General features: G+C 54.4%; 19 protein-coding genes. 8 read left to right on the forward strand and 11 right to left on the reverse strand.

The window, feature by feature from the left end; all coding sequences use genetic code 11:
* Window positions 1–17: 17 nt before the first annotated feature.
* From EJQ19_RS12790 to EJQ19_RS12800, 3 genes are all read left to right on the forward strand, one after another.
* Window positions 18–350 (forward strand): YtrH family sporulation protein, encoded by a 333-nt coding sequence (locus EJQ19_RS12790; RefSeq protein WP_126141617.1) that lies wholly within the window; start codon window positions 18–20, stop codon window positions 348–350.
* A complete protein-coding gene (locus EJQ19_RS12795; RefSeq protein WP_126141618.1) occupies window positions 347–838 on the forward strand; it encodes a sporulation membrane protein YtrI in 492 nt (163 codons plus the stop codon). The genes EJQ19_RS12790 and EJQ19_RS12795 overlap by 4 nt, the downstream gene beginning before the upstream one ends.
* Before the next feature lie 84 nt (window positions 839–922).
* The gene (locus EJQ19_RS12800) at window positions 923–1,219 is read left to right on the forward strand and encodes a YtpI family protein (RefSeq protein ID WP_126141619.1); all 297 of its coding nucleotides are present in this window, start codon (window positions 923–925) and stop codon (window positions 1,217–1,219) included.
* Between the two features lie 19 nt (window positions 1,220–1,238).
* Here EJQ19_RS12800 and EJQ19_RS12805 read toward each other — a convergent pair whose 3' ends face one another.
* The 7 genes from EJQ19_RS12805 to EJQ19_RS12835 all read right to left on the reverse strand — a co-directional run bounded on the left by EJQ19_RS12805 (window position 1,239) and on the right by EJQ19_RS12835 (window position 6,902).
* The gene (locus EJQ19_RS12805; RefSeq protein ID WP_420901676.1) at window positions 1,239–2,567 is read right to left on the reverse strand and encodes a DRTGG domain-containing protein; all 1,329 of its coding nucleotides are present in this window, start codon (window positions 2,565–2,567) and stop codon (window positions 1,239–1,241) included.
* A 188-nt stretch (window positions 2,568–2,755) separates the two neighbouring features.
* Window positions 2,756–3,034, reverse strand: coding sequence for a hypothetical protein (locus EJQ19_RS12810; protein WP_126141621.1), 279 nt, complete (start codon window positions 3,032–3,034; stop codon window positions 2,756–2,758).
* Between the two features lie 96 nt (window positions 3,035–3,130).
* A complete protein-coding gene (nfsA, locus tag EJQ19_RS12815) occupies window positions 3,131–3,859 on the reverse strand; it encodes an oxygen-insensitive NADPH nitroreductase (RefSeq protein WP_126141622.1) in 729 nt (242 codons plus the stop codon).
* A 26-nt stretch (window positions 3,860–3,885) separates the two neighbouring features.
* Window positions 3,886–4,944, reverse strand: coding sequence for an acyltransferase (locus EJQ19_RS12820; RefSeq protein WP_126141623.1), 1,059 nt, complete (start codon window positions 4,942–4,944; stop codon window positions 3,886–3,888).
* 37 nt (window positions 4,945–4,981) lie between these two features.
* The gene (locus tag EJQ19_RS12825; protein WP_164716520.1) at window positions 4,982–5,542 is read right to left on the reverse strand and encodes a ferric reductase-like transmembrane domain-containing protein; all 561 of its coding nucleotides are present in this window, start codon (window positions 5,540–5,542) and stop codon (window positions 4,982–4,984) included.
* The gene (locus EJQ19_RS12830) at window positions 5,539–6,510 is read right to left on the reverse strand and encodes an FAD:protein FMN transferase (protein WP_126141625.1); all 972 of its coding nucleotides are present in this window, start codon (window positions 6,508–6,510) and stop codon (window positions 5,539–5,541) included. Before EJQ19_RS12830 ends, EJQ19_RS12825 begins: the two co-directional genes overlap by 4 nt.
* Window positions 6,511–6,530: 20 nt before the next feature.
* Window positions 6,531–6,902 (reverse strand): hypothetical protein, encoded by a 372-nt coding sequence (locus tag EJQ19_RS12835; RefSeq protein ID WP_126141626.1) that lies wholly within the window; start codon window positions 6,900–6,902, stop codon window positions 6,531–6,533.
* Between the two features lie 239 nt (window positions 6,903–7,141).
* On the opposite strand from EJQ19_RS12835, the gene EJQ19_RS12840 reads away from it, so the two are divergent.
* The 5 genes from EJQ19_RS12840 to EJQ19_RS12860 all read left to right on the forward strand — a co-directional run bounded on the left by EJQ19_RS12840 (window position 7,142) and on the right by EJQ19_RS12860 (window position 13,371).
* Window positions 7,142–8,518, forward strand: coding sequence for a YheC/YheD family endospore coat-associated protein (locus tag EJQ19_RS12840; RefSeq protein WP_126141627.1), 1,377 nt, complete (start codon window positions 7,142–7,144; stop codon window positions 8,516–8,518).
* A gap of 9 nt (window positions 8,519–8,527) precedes the next feature.
* A complete protein-coding gene (locus EJQ19_RS12845) occupies window positions 8,528–9,640 on the forward strand; it encodes a YheC/YheD family endospore coat-associated protein (RefSeq protein WP_126141628.1) in 1,113 nt (370 codons plus the stop codon).
* Between the two features lie 116 nt (window positions 9,641–9,756).
* Window positions 9,757–11,121, forward strand: a complete 1,365-nt coding sequence (locus tag EJQ19_RS12850) for a YheC/YheD family endospore coat-associated protein (RefSeq protein ID WP_126141629.1) — start codon at window positions 9,757–9,759, stop codon at window positions 11,119–11,121.
* Window positions 11,122–12,246: a YheC/YheD family endospore coat-associated protein gene (locus EJQ19_RS12855; protein WP_126141630.1), complete on the forward strand. Its 1,125-nt coding sequence runs from the start codon at window positions 11,122–11,124 to the stop codon at window positions 12,244–12,246. It abuts the gene before it with no gap.
* Window positions 12,247–12,252: 6 nt separating this feature from the next.
* Window positions 12,253–13,371, forward strand: a complete 1,119-nt coding sequence (locus EJQ19_RS12860) for a YheC/YheD family endospore coat-associated protein (protein WP_241242878.1) — start codon at window positions 12,253–12,255, stop codon at window positions 13,369–13,371.
* Window positions 13,372–13,431: 60 nt separating this feature from the next.
* Here the strand turns inward: EJQ19_RS12860 and EJQ19_RS12865 are convergent, their stop codons facing one another.
* The 4 genes from EJQ19_RS12865 to EJQ19_RS12880 form a co-directional block, all read right to left on the reverse strand.
* Entirely contained in the window at window positions 13,432–13,803 is a 372-nt protein-coding gene (locus EJQ19_RS12865; protein ID WP_241242879.1) for an ArsR/SmtB family transcription factor, read from the reverse strand.
* Window positions 13,804–13,829: 26 nt separating this feature from the next.
* Complete coding sequence (locus EJQ19_RS12870) at window positions 13,830–14,858, reverse strand: cation diffusion facilitator family transporter (RefSeq protein WP_126141631.1); 1,029 nt, start codon at window positions 14,856–14,858, stop codon at window positions 13,830–13,832.
* Between the two features lie 337 nt (window positions 14,859–15,195).
* The gene (locus EJQ19_RS12875; protein WP_126141632.1) at window positions 15,196–15,420 is read right to left on the reverse strand and encodes a spore germination protein; all 225 of its coding nucleotides are present in this window, start codon (window positions 15,418–15,420) and stop codon (window positions 15,196–15,198) included.
* 64 nt (window positions 15,421–15,484) lie between these two features.
* Window positions 15,485–16,159, reverse strand: coding sequence for an HAD family hydrolase (locus EJQ19_RS12880; RefSeq protein ID WP_126141633.1), 675 nt, complete (start codon window positions 16,157–16,159; stop codon window positions 15,485–15,487).
* Between the last annotated feature and the right edge of the window lie 231 nt (window positions 16,160–16,390).

The following is a 16,390-nucleotide window of genomic DNA, read 5'->3' on the forward strand; positions in this document are numbered from 1 at the left end:
AAGGAAGCGAGCAGACCATGGTTAGCTTTTGGGCCAATGTTATTATGCATTTCGCCATCGCCTTCGGCGTCGTCTTCGGAGGCAGTATGCTCAGCGGCGTCGCTGCCGTCCTCACCCTTCAATCCCCCACGGAAAAAATGCTAACCATCGCCGAAAACATTAAAATCTGGGCAATGGTCGCCTCCATCGGCGGTACCATCGACCCCATTCGCTATATTGAAAGCCATGTCGCCATCGGGCACCTGAACCCGGCGATCAAGCAGATTGTGTATATCGTCGTCGCCTTTATCGGCGCGCATTTCGGCACCTCCTTGATCCAAATGATCTGCAAGGGAGGCACCCAGCCTTGAGAATCCCGCATTTTGCGTTGTATGCGCATCTCTTCAAGGGCTTCGCACTCGTCTTGTCGGGCGCCATTATCGGGAGCGCGGTCTATATGAGCATCCACCAGCATGCGTACAATGAACTATATATTCAAATGCACAAATATTTGGAGGAGAACGCCGAACTCAAGGACGACCTGGACAGCTTGACAAAAACGAAAAACAAGCAATCCCTTGTCAGTGTCGTTAACGTCCACCTGCTCCCCAAAAACCAGAACGAGCTTATCAGCGAGGATATCCAAAAGGAAATCGAAGGTGACGTAAAGGGCGAGCTCAAGCTCGTCATCGGCCAAAAAGCCGCCTATGTCCGCGACTCCCAGCCGCTCTACGAGAGGCTCATCACCCAACGGACCTACATCCTTCACGAAAAAAAATATGTGGTAGAAGTAAAATCCATCGTCCTGATTCAGAACGAGCTGACGGTCTGGATCACGGCGGAAGAGAAGCGCACATAATCGCGAATGCCCGCGAAATATTGCAATCTCCGGTGAAAATCGCTAAAGTTAACAGTAAAACGGACTAAAGGACGGTTTTCACTTATGCTTGCAGCTCAAACGATTCTCTTCTTGCTCATCTGCGTCATGCTGGCGCTGACCGTATTCTACAGCTTCCGGTACCGCCGGGAAGCGGAGCCGGTCAAACGCGGCCTCTATACGGCGCGCATGAACATTTGCATGGGTCTCATGCTGGTGCTCATCGCCATTACGCAAATTTTCTTCTTCAGCGAGTCCAGCTTCCGCCGCATTTTCGGCACCGTGCTTGTCTTGATCGGCGTCTTCAATTTCTTCGTCGGCGTGCGCAACCACGGTCACTACGACCGGCAGCTGCGCGGTTAAGGCGACTTCCCAAAGCCCCCTAAATGACCTGTGCGGTCAGCATCGCCTTGGACACGAGCGAACCCGCGTGATAAATTTCAACATCAATTTTACCGAACTTCCGGCTCACCTCGATGATGGTGGGCTTTATTTCGATTTTTGCATCGATCTGCAGCGGTTTGAGGAAGTAGGTCGACATGTTATCCATCACGAGATCGCCTTTCTTGAACTCCTGCACGATCCGATAAGCGGCCTGCGTCATCAGCGTCGTCAAGACGCCTTCCGATACGGTCCCGAGGTGGTTCGTCATCTGCGGGGTAATGACGCCATGGAACTGCAAAGTCCCCTTCTCATCCCGCACCTCTTCCAGCCCCGACCAGATCAAATCCTCGAACGTCTCGCCGTTCTGCGGCTGCTTCTGGATATACTGCATCGCCTTGAGCACGTCGCTGCGGTTGAGGACGCCAAGAATTTTGCGGTTGCCGTCCACGACCGGCAGCAGTTCAATGCCTTCCCACACCATCATGTGCGCCGCCGAGGCGACGGAGGTTTGCGGTGTGACCGTCAGCGGATTGCGCGTCATTAATTTATCGACCGTCTGCAAGGCATGTGCGCCGACCATGTCTTTGGAAGTTACGACACCGATAATCCGGTTCCACTCGTCGACGACGGGAAACCGGCTGTAGCCGGTATCCTCGGACAGGCGCTGCCAATCCTTCAGCGTACTGTTGGCTTTTAAAGCGGATATGGTGACGCCCGAGGCCAATATGTCCTCCACGAGCATAATTTTCTTCTTAATTAAACGGTCGTAGATCGCCCTGTTAATCATGGACGCGACCGTAAACGTATCGTAGCTGCTGGAGATAATTGGAAGTTCCAGTTCATCTGCCAGCACCTTCACTTCCGTGGAGGTGTTGAAGCCCCCGGTGATCAGCACGCCGGCCCCTTGTTCCAGCGCGCCCAGATGGGCCCGGTTGCGGTTTCCGACGATGAGCAGACTGCCTGCCTCAATGTAACGCATCATCGCATCCTGCTCCATCGCGCCGATGACGAACTTGTTCAGCGTTTTGTGCAGCCCGCGCGCACCGCCGAGCACCTGGCCGTCCACCATGTTGACGACCTCGGCGAACGTCAGCTTGTCGATATTTTGCCGCAGCTTCTTCTCCACCCGCACCGTGCCGATCCGTTCCTTCGTCGAAACGAGCCCCTGATTCTCCGCTTCCTTAATCGCGCGATAGGCCGTCCCTTCGCTGACGTCCATCCCCTTGGCGATCTTGCGCACGGAAATCCGGGTCCCCAGCGGAAGCTCCTCAATGTGCCGCAGGATCTGCTCATGCTTCGTCGTCGTATCTCCCGTTTGCAGTTCCAACTGTACCACCTCACCCATCGTATCCTGTACTATTCTGTACTACCAGTATAGCGTTTTTGCAAGAGGAGGACAATCTGCTTCCGGCTGTGGCTGTGGAAAAAGAAACATCCAACCCTATTCAGGATCGGATGTTACATTCTCATTATAACAAACATATGTTCGATGTCAAAACCTTTAAGGCCTTCTACTTATTTGCGGAATTGCAGCAGCTTTTTGCGGCCTTGGAGCAGCTGCTCCGTTTGCCACTTTTTCATCCGGTTGATCCGGCTGAGCTCTCTGCGCTTCTCCTCGTCAACGCCTAGAATTTGATGCAGATGCGCCGCAACCACCAGCAGCGCCATCACAATCCAGACGCAGCTGAACACCATCTGAATGGAACCGACGTCCCTGAACTCCAGCATCGGAATGGAATAGAACAGCATGCCTGCCGCCATGCTCATGAACACGACATTTTTGAATCCTTTCATGGGATCATCACACCTTTCCCTAGCAAAATAACCACACCTTCTCCCAATGTATGAGACAAGTTGTGGTTATATGACTGGGGGCGGGACGCGCGTTCGCTACTCGATCTCGAAGCCTTGCCCCTGCAAAAAGGCTTTCATATGCTTGCGCGGCCGCTGCGTCTTCGCGGCCATCTCCTTGGACCACGTCGTATCGGCCTTGCCGCCGGTCCGACGGTCCATATAGTCGCGGATCGTCTCGTCGTAGACGTCGATCGCGACGGGGTTGTCCGTGTACCGATTCTCGTGGTACACGGCTTCGAGCGGGAGCCGCGGGCGCAGCAGCGGCTCCTGGTCCGGCATGCCGATGCACATGCCGAACACCGGGTACACGAGCTGCGGCAGGCCCAGCAGCTCGCTGACCTCCGCGGGCTTGTTGCGCAGCCCGCCGATATACACGGCGCCGAGGCCGAGCGACTCGGCGGCAACGGCTGCATTTTGCGCAGCTAATGCAGCATCGACGGTGGCAATGATGAAGTGTTCAGCATTGCCGGTGATCGGAGCGTCCGTGTGACGACCGGCCGCCGCCGCGAAGCGGTGCAGGTCCGCGCACCACACGAGGAAGAGCGGGCACTCGCTGACGTAAGCCTGGCCGCCGGCCAGCTCAGCGAGCTGGTTTTTCAGCGCTTGATTCGTCACATGGATCACGCTGTAGGCTTGCATGTTGCTCGAGGTGGATGCGGCCTGAGCCGCTCGTAAGATCGCCGTACGCTGCTCAGCTGTGACCGGCTCCGACGTAAATTTGCGTATGGAACGGTGCCGGAGAAGTAAATCGATGACTTCGTTCATGATTCAAACTTCCTTTCTGCAAAGCACTACACTTTCAACATGTTCCGCCCCTGCCGATACAGCAAGGTCAACAGCCACGGGATCGTCACGATCAGCACAAAGACGATGAGATTGTATAGGTTAAAAAGGACGATCGAGCCCGGCGTCTGCACTTTATACTTCCAAAGCGAGAGCAGGGCGGGGTGCATGAGATAGACGCCGAAGGAGACCGAGCCGAGGGAAATGAACATTTGCCCGATATGCGCCCACTTCTCCAGCAGCCACTTTGACAACCAGATCAGGCTGATGCCAATGCCGAGGCTGTACAACAGCCAGAACAGCTCGTACCATGTATTTTCAAACGTATAGCCCTTCAGCCCCGCTAGATAGAGCCCGGTATAAATCAGGCCGCACAAGAGGGAGGCGGGAATGAACCAGCTCTTGCTGCGCTCCAGCCACGCCCGAAACGCCGTGTAGTTCATACCGATGGCGCCCCCAATCAGGAAATAGCCGAAATAGGTGATGCACAGCTCAGGCTTATGAGCGATGGTGCCGAACCAATGCGTATAAATGTATACGCCAACTTGGATGGCCAGACCCCAAAAAGCGAGCGTTCGGCGGAACCAGGCCGCATTGCGGACGGCCCACACGAGCAGTGGGAAGAGCAAATAGAACTGCACGATGATGATCATAAAATACAAATGATAGCCGGAGTCAGCCCATTTCAACTGCTTCAGAAAAACTTCCGGTTCGATCTTGATCGGATGTCCGGGCGTCCATAACCACGGATTGTATATATAGTAGAAGAATGACCAGACGATATACGGCACCAACACTTGGCGGACGCGCTTCCAATAGAAGATAAACGCCTGTTTGCCGCTCCAGTTATCGGTATAAATATAGAACAGCACGATACCGCTCAAAAAAATAAACACAGGTACAGCAAAATAGCTGATCTTATTCAAAAACAGAACCAACAGCGCCGTACTGCTCCCTTTCAGCGCCGGATCAACGGTCCAATCGGCTGTGACGTGGATTAACACCACCGCCAGAATGGAAATCGCTCTTACGATGTCGAGTTCGGTAATCTTTGCTTTTTTGGCCACGTTGTGATGCGATCCTCATTTCCTGCTCAGATACCTATTAATATAGCCCCTTTCGACGCTTTTCGCAACGCATCGACACGTAGCGTCCTGCTGTGGCCGCGATGAGCGCGAGCACGGCTGCTGTATACATCGCCTGCACGATGCCGAGATGCCGGTCGGTTCCCAGCATAAGCCCGTGGATCAAAGCCAATACAAAAATCGGATACGACAGCATATGCAGCGTAAGCCACAGTTTTCTGCGAAGCTTCTGGCGCAGATCCGTCGTGAGCAGCACAAGCAGCAAGCCGTACAGCGCCACGGTCCCGATTCCATTCAAAACAGGATTGTGCTCAGCCGTAAAAGGAACCAAAATCTCATGCCAATCAAACGGCATAAAGGTATCGATGATGAGCAGCACGGCATGCAGAAGCGCCAAAGCAGTCCCCGCGTTGTTCAGATACGTATGATAGCGGTGTAGCTGCGCTTTCTTCTTTCCTTTCATTTGCGGATAGCCATACATAATTCCGATAACCATACCTGCCGATAAGCTCAGAAATGAGCCGATGCCCAAAACGCGTACCAGCGTCCATACCGGCAATTGCACGAACCACGTTATCATCCTGTCTTCACTCCCTTCAGTCCGTGCCAAGCGAGCTCCAGCTTTGGACTGCTCGCTTGAATCAAATAGCTGTCTCCGCATTTCGTATAAAGCAAAGCTTCCAAATCCGGCGCATTTTTCTTCAATAGTGCCGCACCTTCCTCCAATCCTCGCAGGCAGAGCACCTTGGCCCACACCTCGCAATCCTGGAGATTGGAGCCTGCAACCGTACACTGTACGACGGAAGCTTCGCTAGGCCGCATCGTCCGCGGATCGATCAAATGATGCCGCCATCCTTCCGCCCCTTGCCATCTGCGGCGCAATGTACTTGAAGTTGCAACCGCGCCCGTCATCAGCTCGGCAACCGCCTCTTCCTCAGGCGGAAGCCCAAACGGGTGCGAGATCCCAATGCGCCACGGTTCATCAGGGGCCGCTCCGCCCCACACCGCAACATCGCCGCCGGCGTTCACAAGCCCTTGCGGCATTGCCCACCATTTGCGAAGGCTCGAGGCGATTTGCGCCGCTGTCCAACTCTTGACAATGCCGCCCAAATCCATCGCGACGTCCGCAGGAATCTGCACGGATTTCATCACCGGATCGAGCTTAAGGCGCACATGTTGAACAGGAGGAATCTCCAGCCCCGCAGTGCCAGTAGCCCTTGCAACCTGCGGCAGCTTTTCAAACGAGCGGTCATAGCCCGCAAGCTGTAAGCTTCGGAGAATAAAAATGTTAAAAGCGCCTTCGGTTACTTCCATATAATGCTGCGACAGCGAAAGCACGTCCAACATCGCTTCGGAAATAAAGCATCGTTTTCCCGCCTCCCGATTCAGCCAGGAAAGTTCACTCTCCGCCAGAAAACGGCTGAAACGCTGCTCGCTGCGGGCAAACCCCTGCTTGATCCGCAACTCCAGTTCCGGCTCATCCCGTTCCGAGCCCAGCACCACTTCAATTGCGGTATTCATGGCACGAAAGTGATACGAACGCATCATGCCTTCTCCCTCCGTCTCGATCAAGATGCCGTGCTCCGCGTATGGGTTCTGGTCTGGCCTTGAGAGGATTGCGGCGATGTCTGCGACTGGGGCTGCTGTATTTGCGGCTCTGTTCGCTCCTGCGTATTCGGCTGTGACTGCCTTTCGCCGCCGAAGCTGCTGCTGCGACCATGTCTCCCCCTACCCTGACTCGGCGGCTCCAACAGCGGGTCGCTTTGGCGTTCCGGAGCTGCCGCAACGGCAGGCTCTTCCTGGGCTTGGGAAGCTTTCTTCACTGCGGTTAGAAATTCGGGGCTGCCTTTAATGTGCTGAAACAAATAAAACAGCACCACAGCCAGTACGATGCCAATTTGCCACTTTGTCCATTTCGTCCATTTCCCTATCGCGTTCATCTATGTTATCCCTTCCTCTCAATCTTGGCGATCTACTAACTTGATTATAGCGGGAACTTTAATCTTCGTCCTGAGTACTCCCTAAATCCTGGCTGAATCTCTGCTGAACGTTTAACAGCCCAAAGATTGGGCGTTTTGGGCTATCCGCCTAAGCACCAAGGAATATATGTCCTCATATGATGGAGTAGTTTACTTTGCTTAAGCAATGCCATTTTTGATGCTGGAAGGAGTGTATGCTAATGACCAGAACGAAAGTTGGAGTATCCATTCAAAGCCCCAGCATCTACTTGGATGATCGGACCGTTGTTCTAAGTGAAGGCATAGCAAGAAAATGGAAAGTTCCGTCTAATCAACCAATGACCTTGCGATTTGGTTCTTCGATTCATGATGTCAGAGTGGTTACAGCGAAAGTCTCGAATTGCCTTCGTGTAGACCCGAAGCTCGCGAGCCGATTAGGGTTACACCAAGGCGCAAAAGTCAACCTCCACTATAAACAGCAAGCCAATACGCTGTCGGTCGGACCTTTAATCGGCGTTATGATCAGCCGTGTCTATGCAGGCTCGCCAAGCCGCCCTTTCGGCGCGATTACGGCCTTTTGCCGTGAATTGACGACTGCTTGCGAGCAGGCAGGCGCGGTCGTTTACTTTTTTCCGCCTCAAGAAATGCATGCCAATGCCCAGTCCATTGCGGCTTATTCCTACTCAGGCGGCAGCTGGACGAAAAAAACGTTTCCGATTCCCAATGTGATCTACAATCGGCTCACTTCCCGCAGATATGAAAATATGCCGAATGTACAGCAATTTCTGAAAGATGCCAAGACGAACCACGGCACGCACATTTTTAACGAGAAATATTTGAATAAAACGGAAGTGTTCGATGCGCTGCGCAAAGACAGTTCGCTTCACCGCTATTTGCCGGAATCGCACCTGTTCAAAAACTATACGATGCTGCGTTCAATGGCTTCACGTCATCCGGTCTTATTTCTGAAACCGATCACGGGCTCGCTCGGCAAAGGCATCATCCGTATCCGCCGTGAAGCGGGAGATGTCTTCACCGCGCATTCCACGACGCTCTCCGGCGTGCGGAGACAGACATTCCCGAGTCTCTCCGCCGCTTTCCAAGCAATCGCCGGCAAGCTGCGGGCGCAGCGCTATCAAATTCAGCAGGGTCTAAACCTGATTACGGCGGAAGGCAATCCGATCGATTTCCGTGCACTTGTACAGCGCGGAGCCACCGGGCAATGGGAGATTACGTCGATCGTGGGGCGCATCGCCGGCTCCCAGCACTTTGTTTCCAATTTGGCGCGAGGCGGCAGCCTAAGCACGGTGCCAACAGCGTTGGCCAAAGCAGGCTTCAGCCCTGAAAACCGTTCAGCCATTAAAAAACGCTTGCGCAAAGCGGCCCTGGATATTGCCAAAGGGGTCGAGACGCAAATTCAGAGCCATTTTGGCGAGTTAGGCATTGACCTCGCCGTCGATACCAGCGGCAGAGTATGGCTGCTGGAGGTCAATTCCAAGCCGTCCAAAGACGACAATACCGCCCTGAATGCCGATAAAAAAATTCGGCCATCTGTCAAAACATTGGTCAAATACGCACGTTATTTAGCGAAGTTTTGAGGTGAGCTTATGCGCTGGACACCGCATCACCGTCCCCGACTCGGGGTTATGGTGACAGAACGAAACCGGCCGCTTCCTTTTGCCGATGCCGCCTTCTACCGCAGGCTGAGCGTCTACGGCGCCGAACAGGGCATCGAGGTGTTCGTCTTTTCGCCGAACCGTATCGATTGGGCGCAATCGGTCGTGCAGGGCTACGTCTACGATGAAGCTGGCGGTTGGCAGGCGCGTCAGTTCCCGCTTCCTTCGCTGATCTATGATCGCTGCTTTTTCTCCAGCAAAGAAGGTTATACCGCTTACCGCCATCACGTTCGCAAACTGCGAGCCCGGCGGGATATCCGGTTTCTCGGCAACGGACTCGGGGGGAAATGGGAAGTCGCCCGGATGCTGGCGAAAGACAGCGCCCTGCTCCCTTACTTGCCTGAAACCGCAAGACTGCACAGCGGCGCACAATTGAAAGCGTGGCTGGCAGAGAAGCAGGAGGCGTTTTTAAAACCGGAAGGCGGCAGTCAAGGCAAAGGCGCCCTGCATGTGCAGCGCACAGAAGAAGCCGGCAGCGAGCGCTACGTGGCGGAAGGGCGCGATGGACGAAATCAGCCGTTATCAAGGGCGTTTCCCGACTTCCTAGCCTGCTGGCAGTGGCTCCGCATGATCATCGGCGCTAGACCTTATCTGCTTCAAGCGTACTTATCGCTTCATACCGCTGAGGGGATCGCCTACGACGTCAGATCGCTCATGCAAAAGAACGGGCGCGGCTTGTGGGAAATGACCGGGGTCGGCGTGCGCGCAGGCAAACCCGGCAGCCTGACATCCAACCTTCATGGCGGGGGCAAAGCAGAGGAAGTTTCTTCCTTTTTGACGCGCCAGTTTGGCGAAGCCAAGGCGAAAGAATTGCTGAGCGTCATCACGGAGCTATCCTTGCGCATCCCGCCATTGCTTGAAAACGACCACGGACGGCTGGTCGAGCTCGGCCTTGATTTTGGCATCGATACCCAGGGGCGTATCTGGATTCTCGAAATCAATTCCAAGCCGGGACGCACCTTGTTTGCCGAGCTGCGCGATGAGCGCGCCCGAGCCGACTCGATCGCCAATCCGATCCGATATGCACGTTTTTTGCTTCACTGAATGCCTGGCTAGGGCAACTTAGCGAACCAGTCCGCGACAAGGAGGCAGAGCGCAATTCGCTGCCTGTTTTGCCACGGAGAGCCCTGGAAGGGCAACAAGTTTAGGAGGGTAACCTAATGAGTTTGACATCCTGTATGCTCCACGCCGTACCTCGAACCGACAAATCCGTCTACTTGACCAGCGATCTCGCCAAAGCTTTGCGGTTAACCGGCAATCGCACGATAACCTTGAAGGTTGGCAGTAAATCCGCCCTGCTCCCGATCCGACTCATCAAAAAAAGCGGCCAGCATATGTACATTCCGGCATCCCTCATGACAACGCTGCGCATCCCGCGCGTCGGCAATGTCATGGTCGTCAGCAATTCCAGCCGAGAATTGCGCATCGGGCCGGTCATCGGCGTCCTCACCAACATCGAAGGAAGCTCCAGACCCTTCGGATCCATAACCGGATTCATTCGGCAGGTCATCAAAACGAATTCCGCCAAATCGTTCAGCTTCGCCTTCAGCCCACGCAACGTGAACTGGATTCAGGGGACGGTGACAGGCATCGTTCCGACCGAAAGCGGCGGCTGGGCGCGCAAAACGTTCCCGCTGCCGGACGTCGTTTACAACCGGCTTTCCTCCCGGAAAGCGGAGAAATCGGCGGGCATGGAGCATTTTAAAAATCGCTTTGTCCGCAAAGGCATTCCGATCTTCAACTGGAGCTTCTTCGACAAATGGGACGTCTATAAGCTGCTCGACGGCCACGACGCGTTCCGTTACGTACCGGAGTCGCGCATCAATCCAACGTCCGAACAGATTCGAGAAATGCTCGATAAACATAAATTCATCTACCTTAAACCAACGGCCGGCAGTCTGGGCATCGGCATCTTTCGCGTTACCTACAATCCGAAGCGCGGCTATTTTGTCCGCTATCGCAAAGCCGGCAAGAACGTCCTGATCCGCTACGCCAAATTCGAAGGGCTTATGGGCATGCTCGGGACCGATCGCGGACGCCTCTCCCATTATGTGGCGCAGCAGGGCATCCGGCTGATCGAGATCGACAACTGTCCGATCGATTTCCGGTTCCACCTGACCAAGAATGGCAGCAATCAATGGGTCGTCGCGGCCATCGGCGCGAAGAAATCCGGCAAAGGCAGTGTTACGACACATATCCGCAACGGCGGTATGTTGATGACACCGGAGCAAGTGCTGCGGCATGTGTACGGCTCTCGTTCGGAGCAGATTTTGCAAAACGCCAAAGATGCCGCGATTCAGCTTGCGTCGGGCATCGAGAGCAATTACAGCCATTTGCTCGGCGAGCTCGGTTTCGATATTGGCATCGACCAGAATGAGCGCGTTTGGATGTTCGAGGCGAATGCGAAGCCGGGACGCTCCATCTTCAAGCATCCCTCGCTCAAAGCCGGTGATACCGCTACGATTCAGAACGTATATGAGCATTGCTTGTTTTTGAGCCGCTTCCGCTCAAGGAGGGATGGCTAGATGGGACTCACCCTTCATGAAAAAAGGCAACGCCCGACATTGGCGATTCTGACGGTGAAAGACAGCGATCGCGTGTTCCGGGGGAATTTAAATAACTTTGTGGATTTGATCCGTACCGGCGAACAGCATGGTGTCGACGTCTACGTGGCCACGACGAAAGACCTCAAGCTCAGCGGCGCGGACATGTACGGTTACCGCTACCACAGCGGTTCCAAACGCTGGATTCGCGAGCTCGTACCTGCGCCTCAGGTGGTGTACAACCGCATTCCATACCGGAAAATGGAAATGAGGCCCGAAGTCCAGCAGACGCTCCAAACGTGCAAGCGAAGCACCAGCGTGGAGCTGTTCAATCCGTCTTTTTTTAACAAATGGACGTTGTTTAGTTGGCTGAGCAGCGCCCCAGAGAGCAAACCCTACATTCCCGAAACGGTTCAGCTGAACGGGGTCAGCGATCTGTCCCAACTGATTCAGAAACATCCCGTACTCTATCTGAAACCTGTCAAAGGCAAGGCCGGCAAAGGCATTATGCGTGTGGACCGACCGGCCGGCCGCCCCGACAAAGCGTATCGCCTCAGCCGCCAAGAGGATAAAAAAATGGTGCACAGCTTCCATCTAACGGCGGACGATATCTGGAGGGAATGGAACCGGCAGCGGATCGGCCAGGACTATATCGTCCAGCAGGGCATCGATCTGGCCCGCCACAATGACCGCGCCTACGATCTTCGGGCGTTGATTCAGAAGAACAGCAAAGGCAACTGGAGCGTCTCCGGCATCGGCGCCAGAGTTGCCGGCAAGGCGAGCATCACGACGCACGTCCCCCGCGGCGGATCCATCGGAGAGCCGCAAATGCTGCTGACGCATGCGTTCGGCGCCAAAGAAGCCAAGAACATGCTCAAAAAAGTTCGCACGACCGCGATCACACTTGCTAAACAGATTGAGAAATCGTCAGGCGCCCAGCTCGGAGAGATGTCCATGGACATTGGCGTTGACAGCAAAGGGCACATCTGGTTTTTTGAAGCAAATTCCAAGCCGATGAAATTTGACGAACCAACCATTCGCCGTAAATCGCTCGACCGGATTATTGAGTACAGCTTGTATTTAATCCACAACCGAAAAAGAAGGTGATGAAGCTTGGCTCCATTACGACTCGGCGTACTAGCGATATATATGGGGGGATCGCGGCTTGAAGAACTGGCGTTCTTTAAAAGGCTCAGCCAGGAAGGCAGAAAAATCGGGGTTCAAGTTGAAGTATTCACGCCAGGCGATGTCAGAGGGGAATCGGCGCGTACGCTGACTTATGTCCCGGAAAAGGGGACTTGGATGCGCAAGCTTGCCCCCCTGCCGCCGATCATCTACGATCGCTGCCGGTACAAAGCCGCAGCGAATTATCAGATGCTGAAAGCTTTCCGCAATCGGCATTCCAAACTGATTTTTTTAAGCAGGCCGCTCGCCAATAAATGGTCGATGCATCAGACGCTGTCCCAAAGCACGGAGATTAAGCCGTATTTGCCGGCGACGGTCCGCTATACGTCGGTCCCCGATCTGCTTCGCTTTTTGAAAAAGCATAAGCTCATTTACGTCAAGCCGAAAAACGGCACCGGGGGCCGGGGCATCCTTCGCATCGAACAGGTCGGGGCCGATCGGTATCTCCTGCAGGGCCGCAATCATAGCCGGACGATCATCTCGCCGTTTCGGGCAAATGAAAGGCAGCTTGAAATCAAGCTGCATTCGCTGCGCCTAAGCCCCGATTATGTCGTGCAGCAGGGCATTCCGTTGACACTGCGCGACGGACGTGTGCATGACTACCGGCTCTTGATCCAAAAGAACGGGCAAGGCGAATGGGAAGTCACAGGCTGTGCCGGTCGGATCGGCCCACATCGCAGCATTACGTCCAACTTGCACGGAGGCGGAAGCGCCGTTCCCCAGGACCGGCTGCTCGGCTATCGATTCTCGCCGGATAAGATTACCGGCATTAAAAACGAAATGAATAATTTCGCCCATAAGCTGGCCGATTTCCTCGAGGGCAAGTTCGGCAAGCTCTGCGAGCTTGGCATGGATATTGCCGTCGACCCCAAAGGCGGCGTCTGGCTGTTGGAAGTGAACCCGAAGCCGTCGCGCGAAGTGTTCCGCCGTATCGGACAGCACGGTGTTTATCAGAAGGCGGTTTCCCGTCCGCTGGAGTACGCGCTGTGGATGTCTAAACAAAAAAAAGCTCCGCTCTCGGAAGAAACCAAGACGGAGTCCAACTAAACGAGAAGAAAGCCTGGTGAGCGTTCAAAAGGCTTTCTTTTCGCGTTAAATGCAGGAAAGCTATGTTTCCAAATGCCCCAGATGCCCCATCGTTTGGACGAAAATTTGCTCGATATGCTCATCGTCCAGGGAGTAGTAAACTGTCTTGCCTTCCTTGCGGCGCTTCACGATACGCAGGTCGCGCAAGTACCGCAGCTGATGGGAAACCGCGGACTGCTCCATGCCAATCAGCGTCGCCAAATCATGGACACAAAGCTCTTGCTCAACGAGGTAAAATATGATTTTTACCCGCGTCGGGTCGCCCAGCGCTTTGAAAATATCGGCCATGCCCGCTGCTTGCCGATCTGTAATCCGGCGGTCAGCCGGAATCGCATCGGCATGTGAGCAGGAGCAGGTGGCTTCCGAGCCTGTTGGCATCACCATGTTTTCCATTGCATGAATCCCTCCGCTCCTTCTGGTTATACTGGCAATGCGGAGTGTGCGTTCGTAGATTTCTCGATCTGCACCGTCGCATGCGTAATGTTGAAACGCTTCTCAATCCGTTCAAGCGCCTGCTGCAAAATGAACTGACTGTCCTGATCATCCTCAATCAGCAGATGACAGCTCAGCGAATCCATACCCGACGTAATCGTCCATACGTGCAGATCGTGGACATCACGAACACCGGCGATGCTAGCCAGCGTCTGCTTGACGGTTTCCAGCTCAACGGTTAGCGGCGCCCCTTCCATGAGTATGTGCAGCGTCGATTTGAGGACGTCCCATGCGCCACGTAAGATAAGCAGCGATACGATGACACTGATAATCGGATCAGCCACATACCAGCCGAAGAGCAGCATCGCAAGGCCAGCCAGGATCGCTCCGACGGAACCGAGAGCATCGCCGAGAATATGCAGATAAGCGCTGCGCAGGTTCAAGTTGCCGTGCACGTCGCCTTTGCGCATCAGCGACCACGCGCTGAGCAAGTTCGCAAGAAGCCCGACGAGCGCAATCACCATCATCGTGCCGCTGGCCACCGGGGCCGGGTGCCGAAACCGTTCAACGGCTTCCCAAATGATGAAGCCGGCAATGACGAACAACGTCACGGCGTTGAACAAAGCAGCCAAAATTTCAAACCGGTGAAATCCGAACGATCTCCGCGGCGAAGCCGGTCTTGCCGCCAGCCACATCGCAAACAAGCTAAGCGCCAACGACCCGGCGTCGCTCAGCATGTGACCGGAATCCGACAGCAATGCAAGGCTGTTCGTCCACAGTCCGCCGACAAATTCCAGAATCATGATGCCGGCTGTGATCAACAGCGCATAGGTCAAGCCTTTGCGATTGCCCGCTCCGTGGTGGTGGTGACCGTGATGCCCATGATGATGACCATGATGGCCGTGGTTGTGGCCCGCGTGACTGTGACTATGATCGTGGGCATGGTCGTGATCGTGATCGTGATCGCCACCATGCTTATGACTGCACGCTTGCCGATGTTGAGATTCTTGCGGCATGGACTCCCCTCCTTATGTGACCATCTATTCATATGAACAATTACTCATATGTTCATCATAACGAATCGTGCAAGCCAAAGTCAATAGACAGGCGCGAAACTTGTCGGTAAAACAAAAAGACCGCCTCCCCCCATGTTTCAAAGAAGGGGAGATCGGTCTTTAAATAGGAAATGGCCCGATTGTTTCCTAGTGTGACGTTTTTTCTGGATTCGTGCCGTCAAGGCGCAAACCTGCAATTTGGCATGCCCCGAAAATAGGCCATGCCAAGCACAATTCCTGCTTACATGCAGGTTTAGAAGACTAACCCTCACGAAGTCCCCTCATAGGGGTTAGCCATTTACGTTCCTGTTGCCGTTTTGTTCGCCCCCGCATCGATGCCGTCGGGATCAAACGTGATTGTAGCGCTAAACAGTGTCGTCGAGATTGAGAAATCACCCGTGATGCCGCCGCCCGCACCCGCATACGACTTCGAGGCGCTGGTCGGAGCGATAACGCAAGTATCGCCGTTGACCAGGTTTCCTTCATTCCTGATGATGTTGAATATTCCTACAAAAGAAGGCATGCTGATCAGCACCTTTACATCAATGTGCTACAGTCTATGCCGGGCGGGCGGCGTTTGCGACAGTTTATTGCGCAGGCACGTGATCCAACAGTTGGGCAAATCGTGTCAAACGAACATGCGCCCCCGCCAGCTCGCCGGACTCCCTGAATCCGGCATAGTCGCACGCAACCACTGTCAAGTTGTTGCGCAGCCCAGCCTCCACATCGGAGGAGCGGTCGCCGACCATCCACGCGGATTCGATGCCGTGCGTCTCCAGCAGGATGTTAACCAGGTCTACTTTCGATTTCGTCTGGTACTCGCCGGCGCTGTACAAGCCCTCGAACAAAGGGGCGACCCCCATAGCCTTCGTCACTTCTTTGACGTAGTCTTCAAGTCCGTTGCTGGCAACGAACAACCGGATGCCTTGCTCATGCAGCGCGCGCAGCGTGTCCGCAACGCCTTCATACAAGACGCCGCGACCTTCTTTGAGCCCTTCCATTTGATAATGAATCAGAAGTCTGTCCGCTTCCTGCCGCACTTCCTGCGGCGAATCAGGCATGACACGCTCCCAAATCTGCTCCAGAAGCATACCCAGTGCCCCGAGAATCCGCTCCTCCGGCGGTGTTGCCCCTTCGTATAAACCGCGTGCTCGCAGCGCGTCAAACGTGGCGTGATATGCGGGCAGAAGCAGCGTTTCCGTTTGAAATAACGTGCCGTCCAGATCGAACAGCATCGCTTGTGGTTTCGTCAAAGTCAGCATGATTTCGCTCCTTTTTTTCTCCAAAGATAAACGGCTTCGCCGTCCTTTCAAGGACGGGAGCGTGTACGGATGGCATAGAGCCACTTCGAGGATATACGTCCTGATATGCGAAAAAAATCGTCATGATCTTCATTAAGGATGGCAAACATACCCTTAGAAGTCAATGCACAGTCGGGTAAAATGGTTATTGCCGTAGGAAATAAATTCAGTTATGATTGAAATGTGAAGTAT

Origin of the sequence: Paenibacillus whitsoniae, from assembly GCF_003955665.1 — a bacterium.
GTDB lineage: Bacteria > Bacillota > Bacilli > Paenibacillales > NBRC-103111 > Paenibacillus_E > Paenibacillus_E whitsoniae.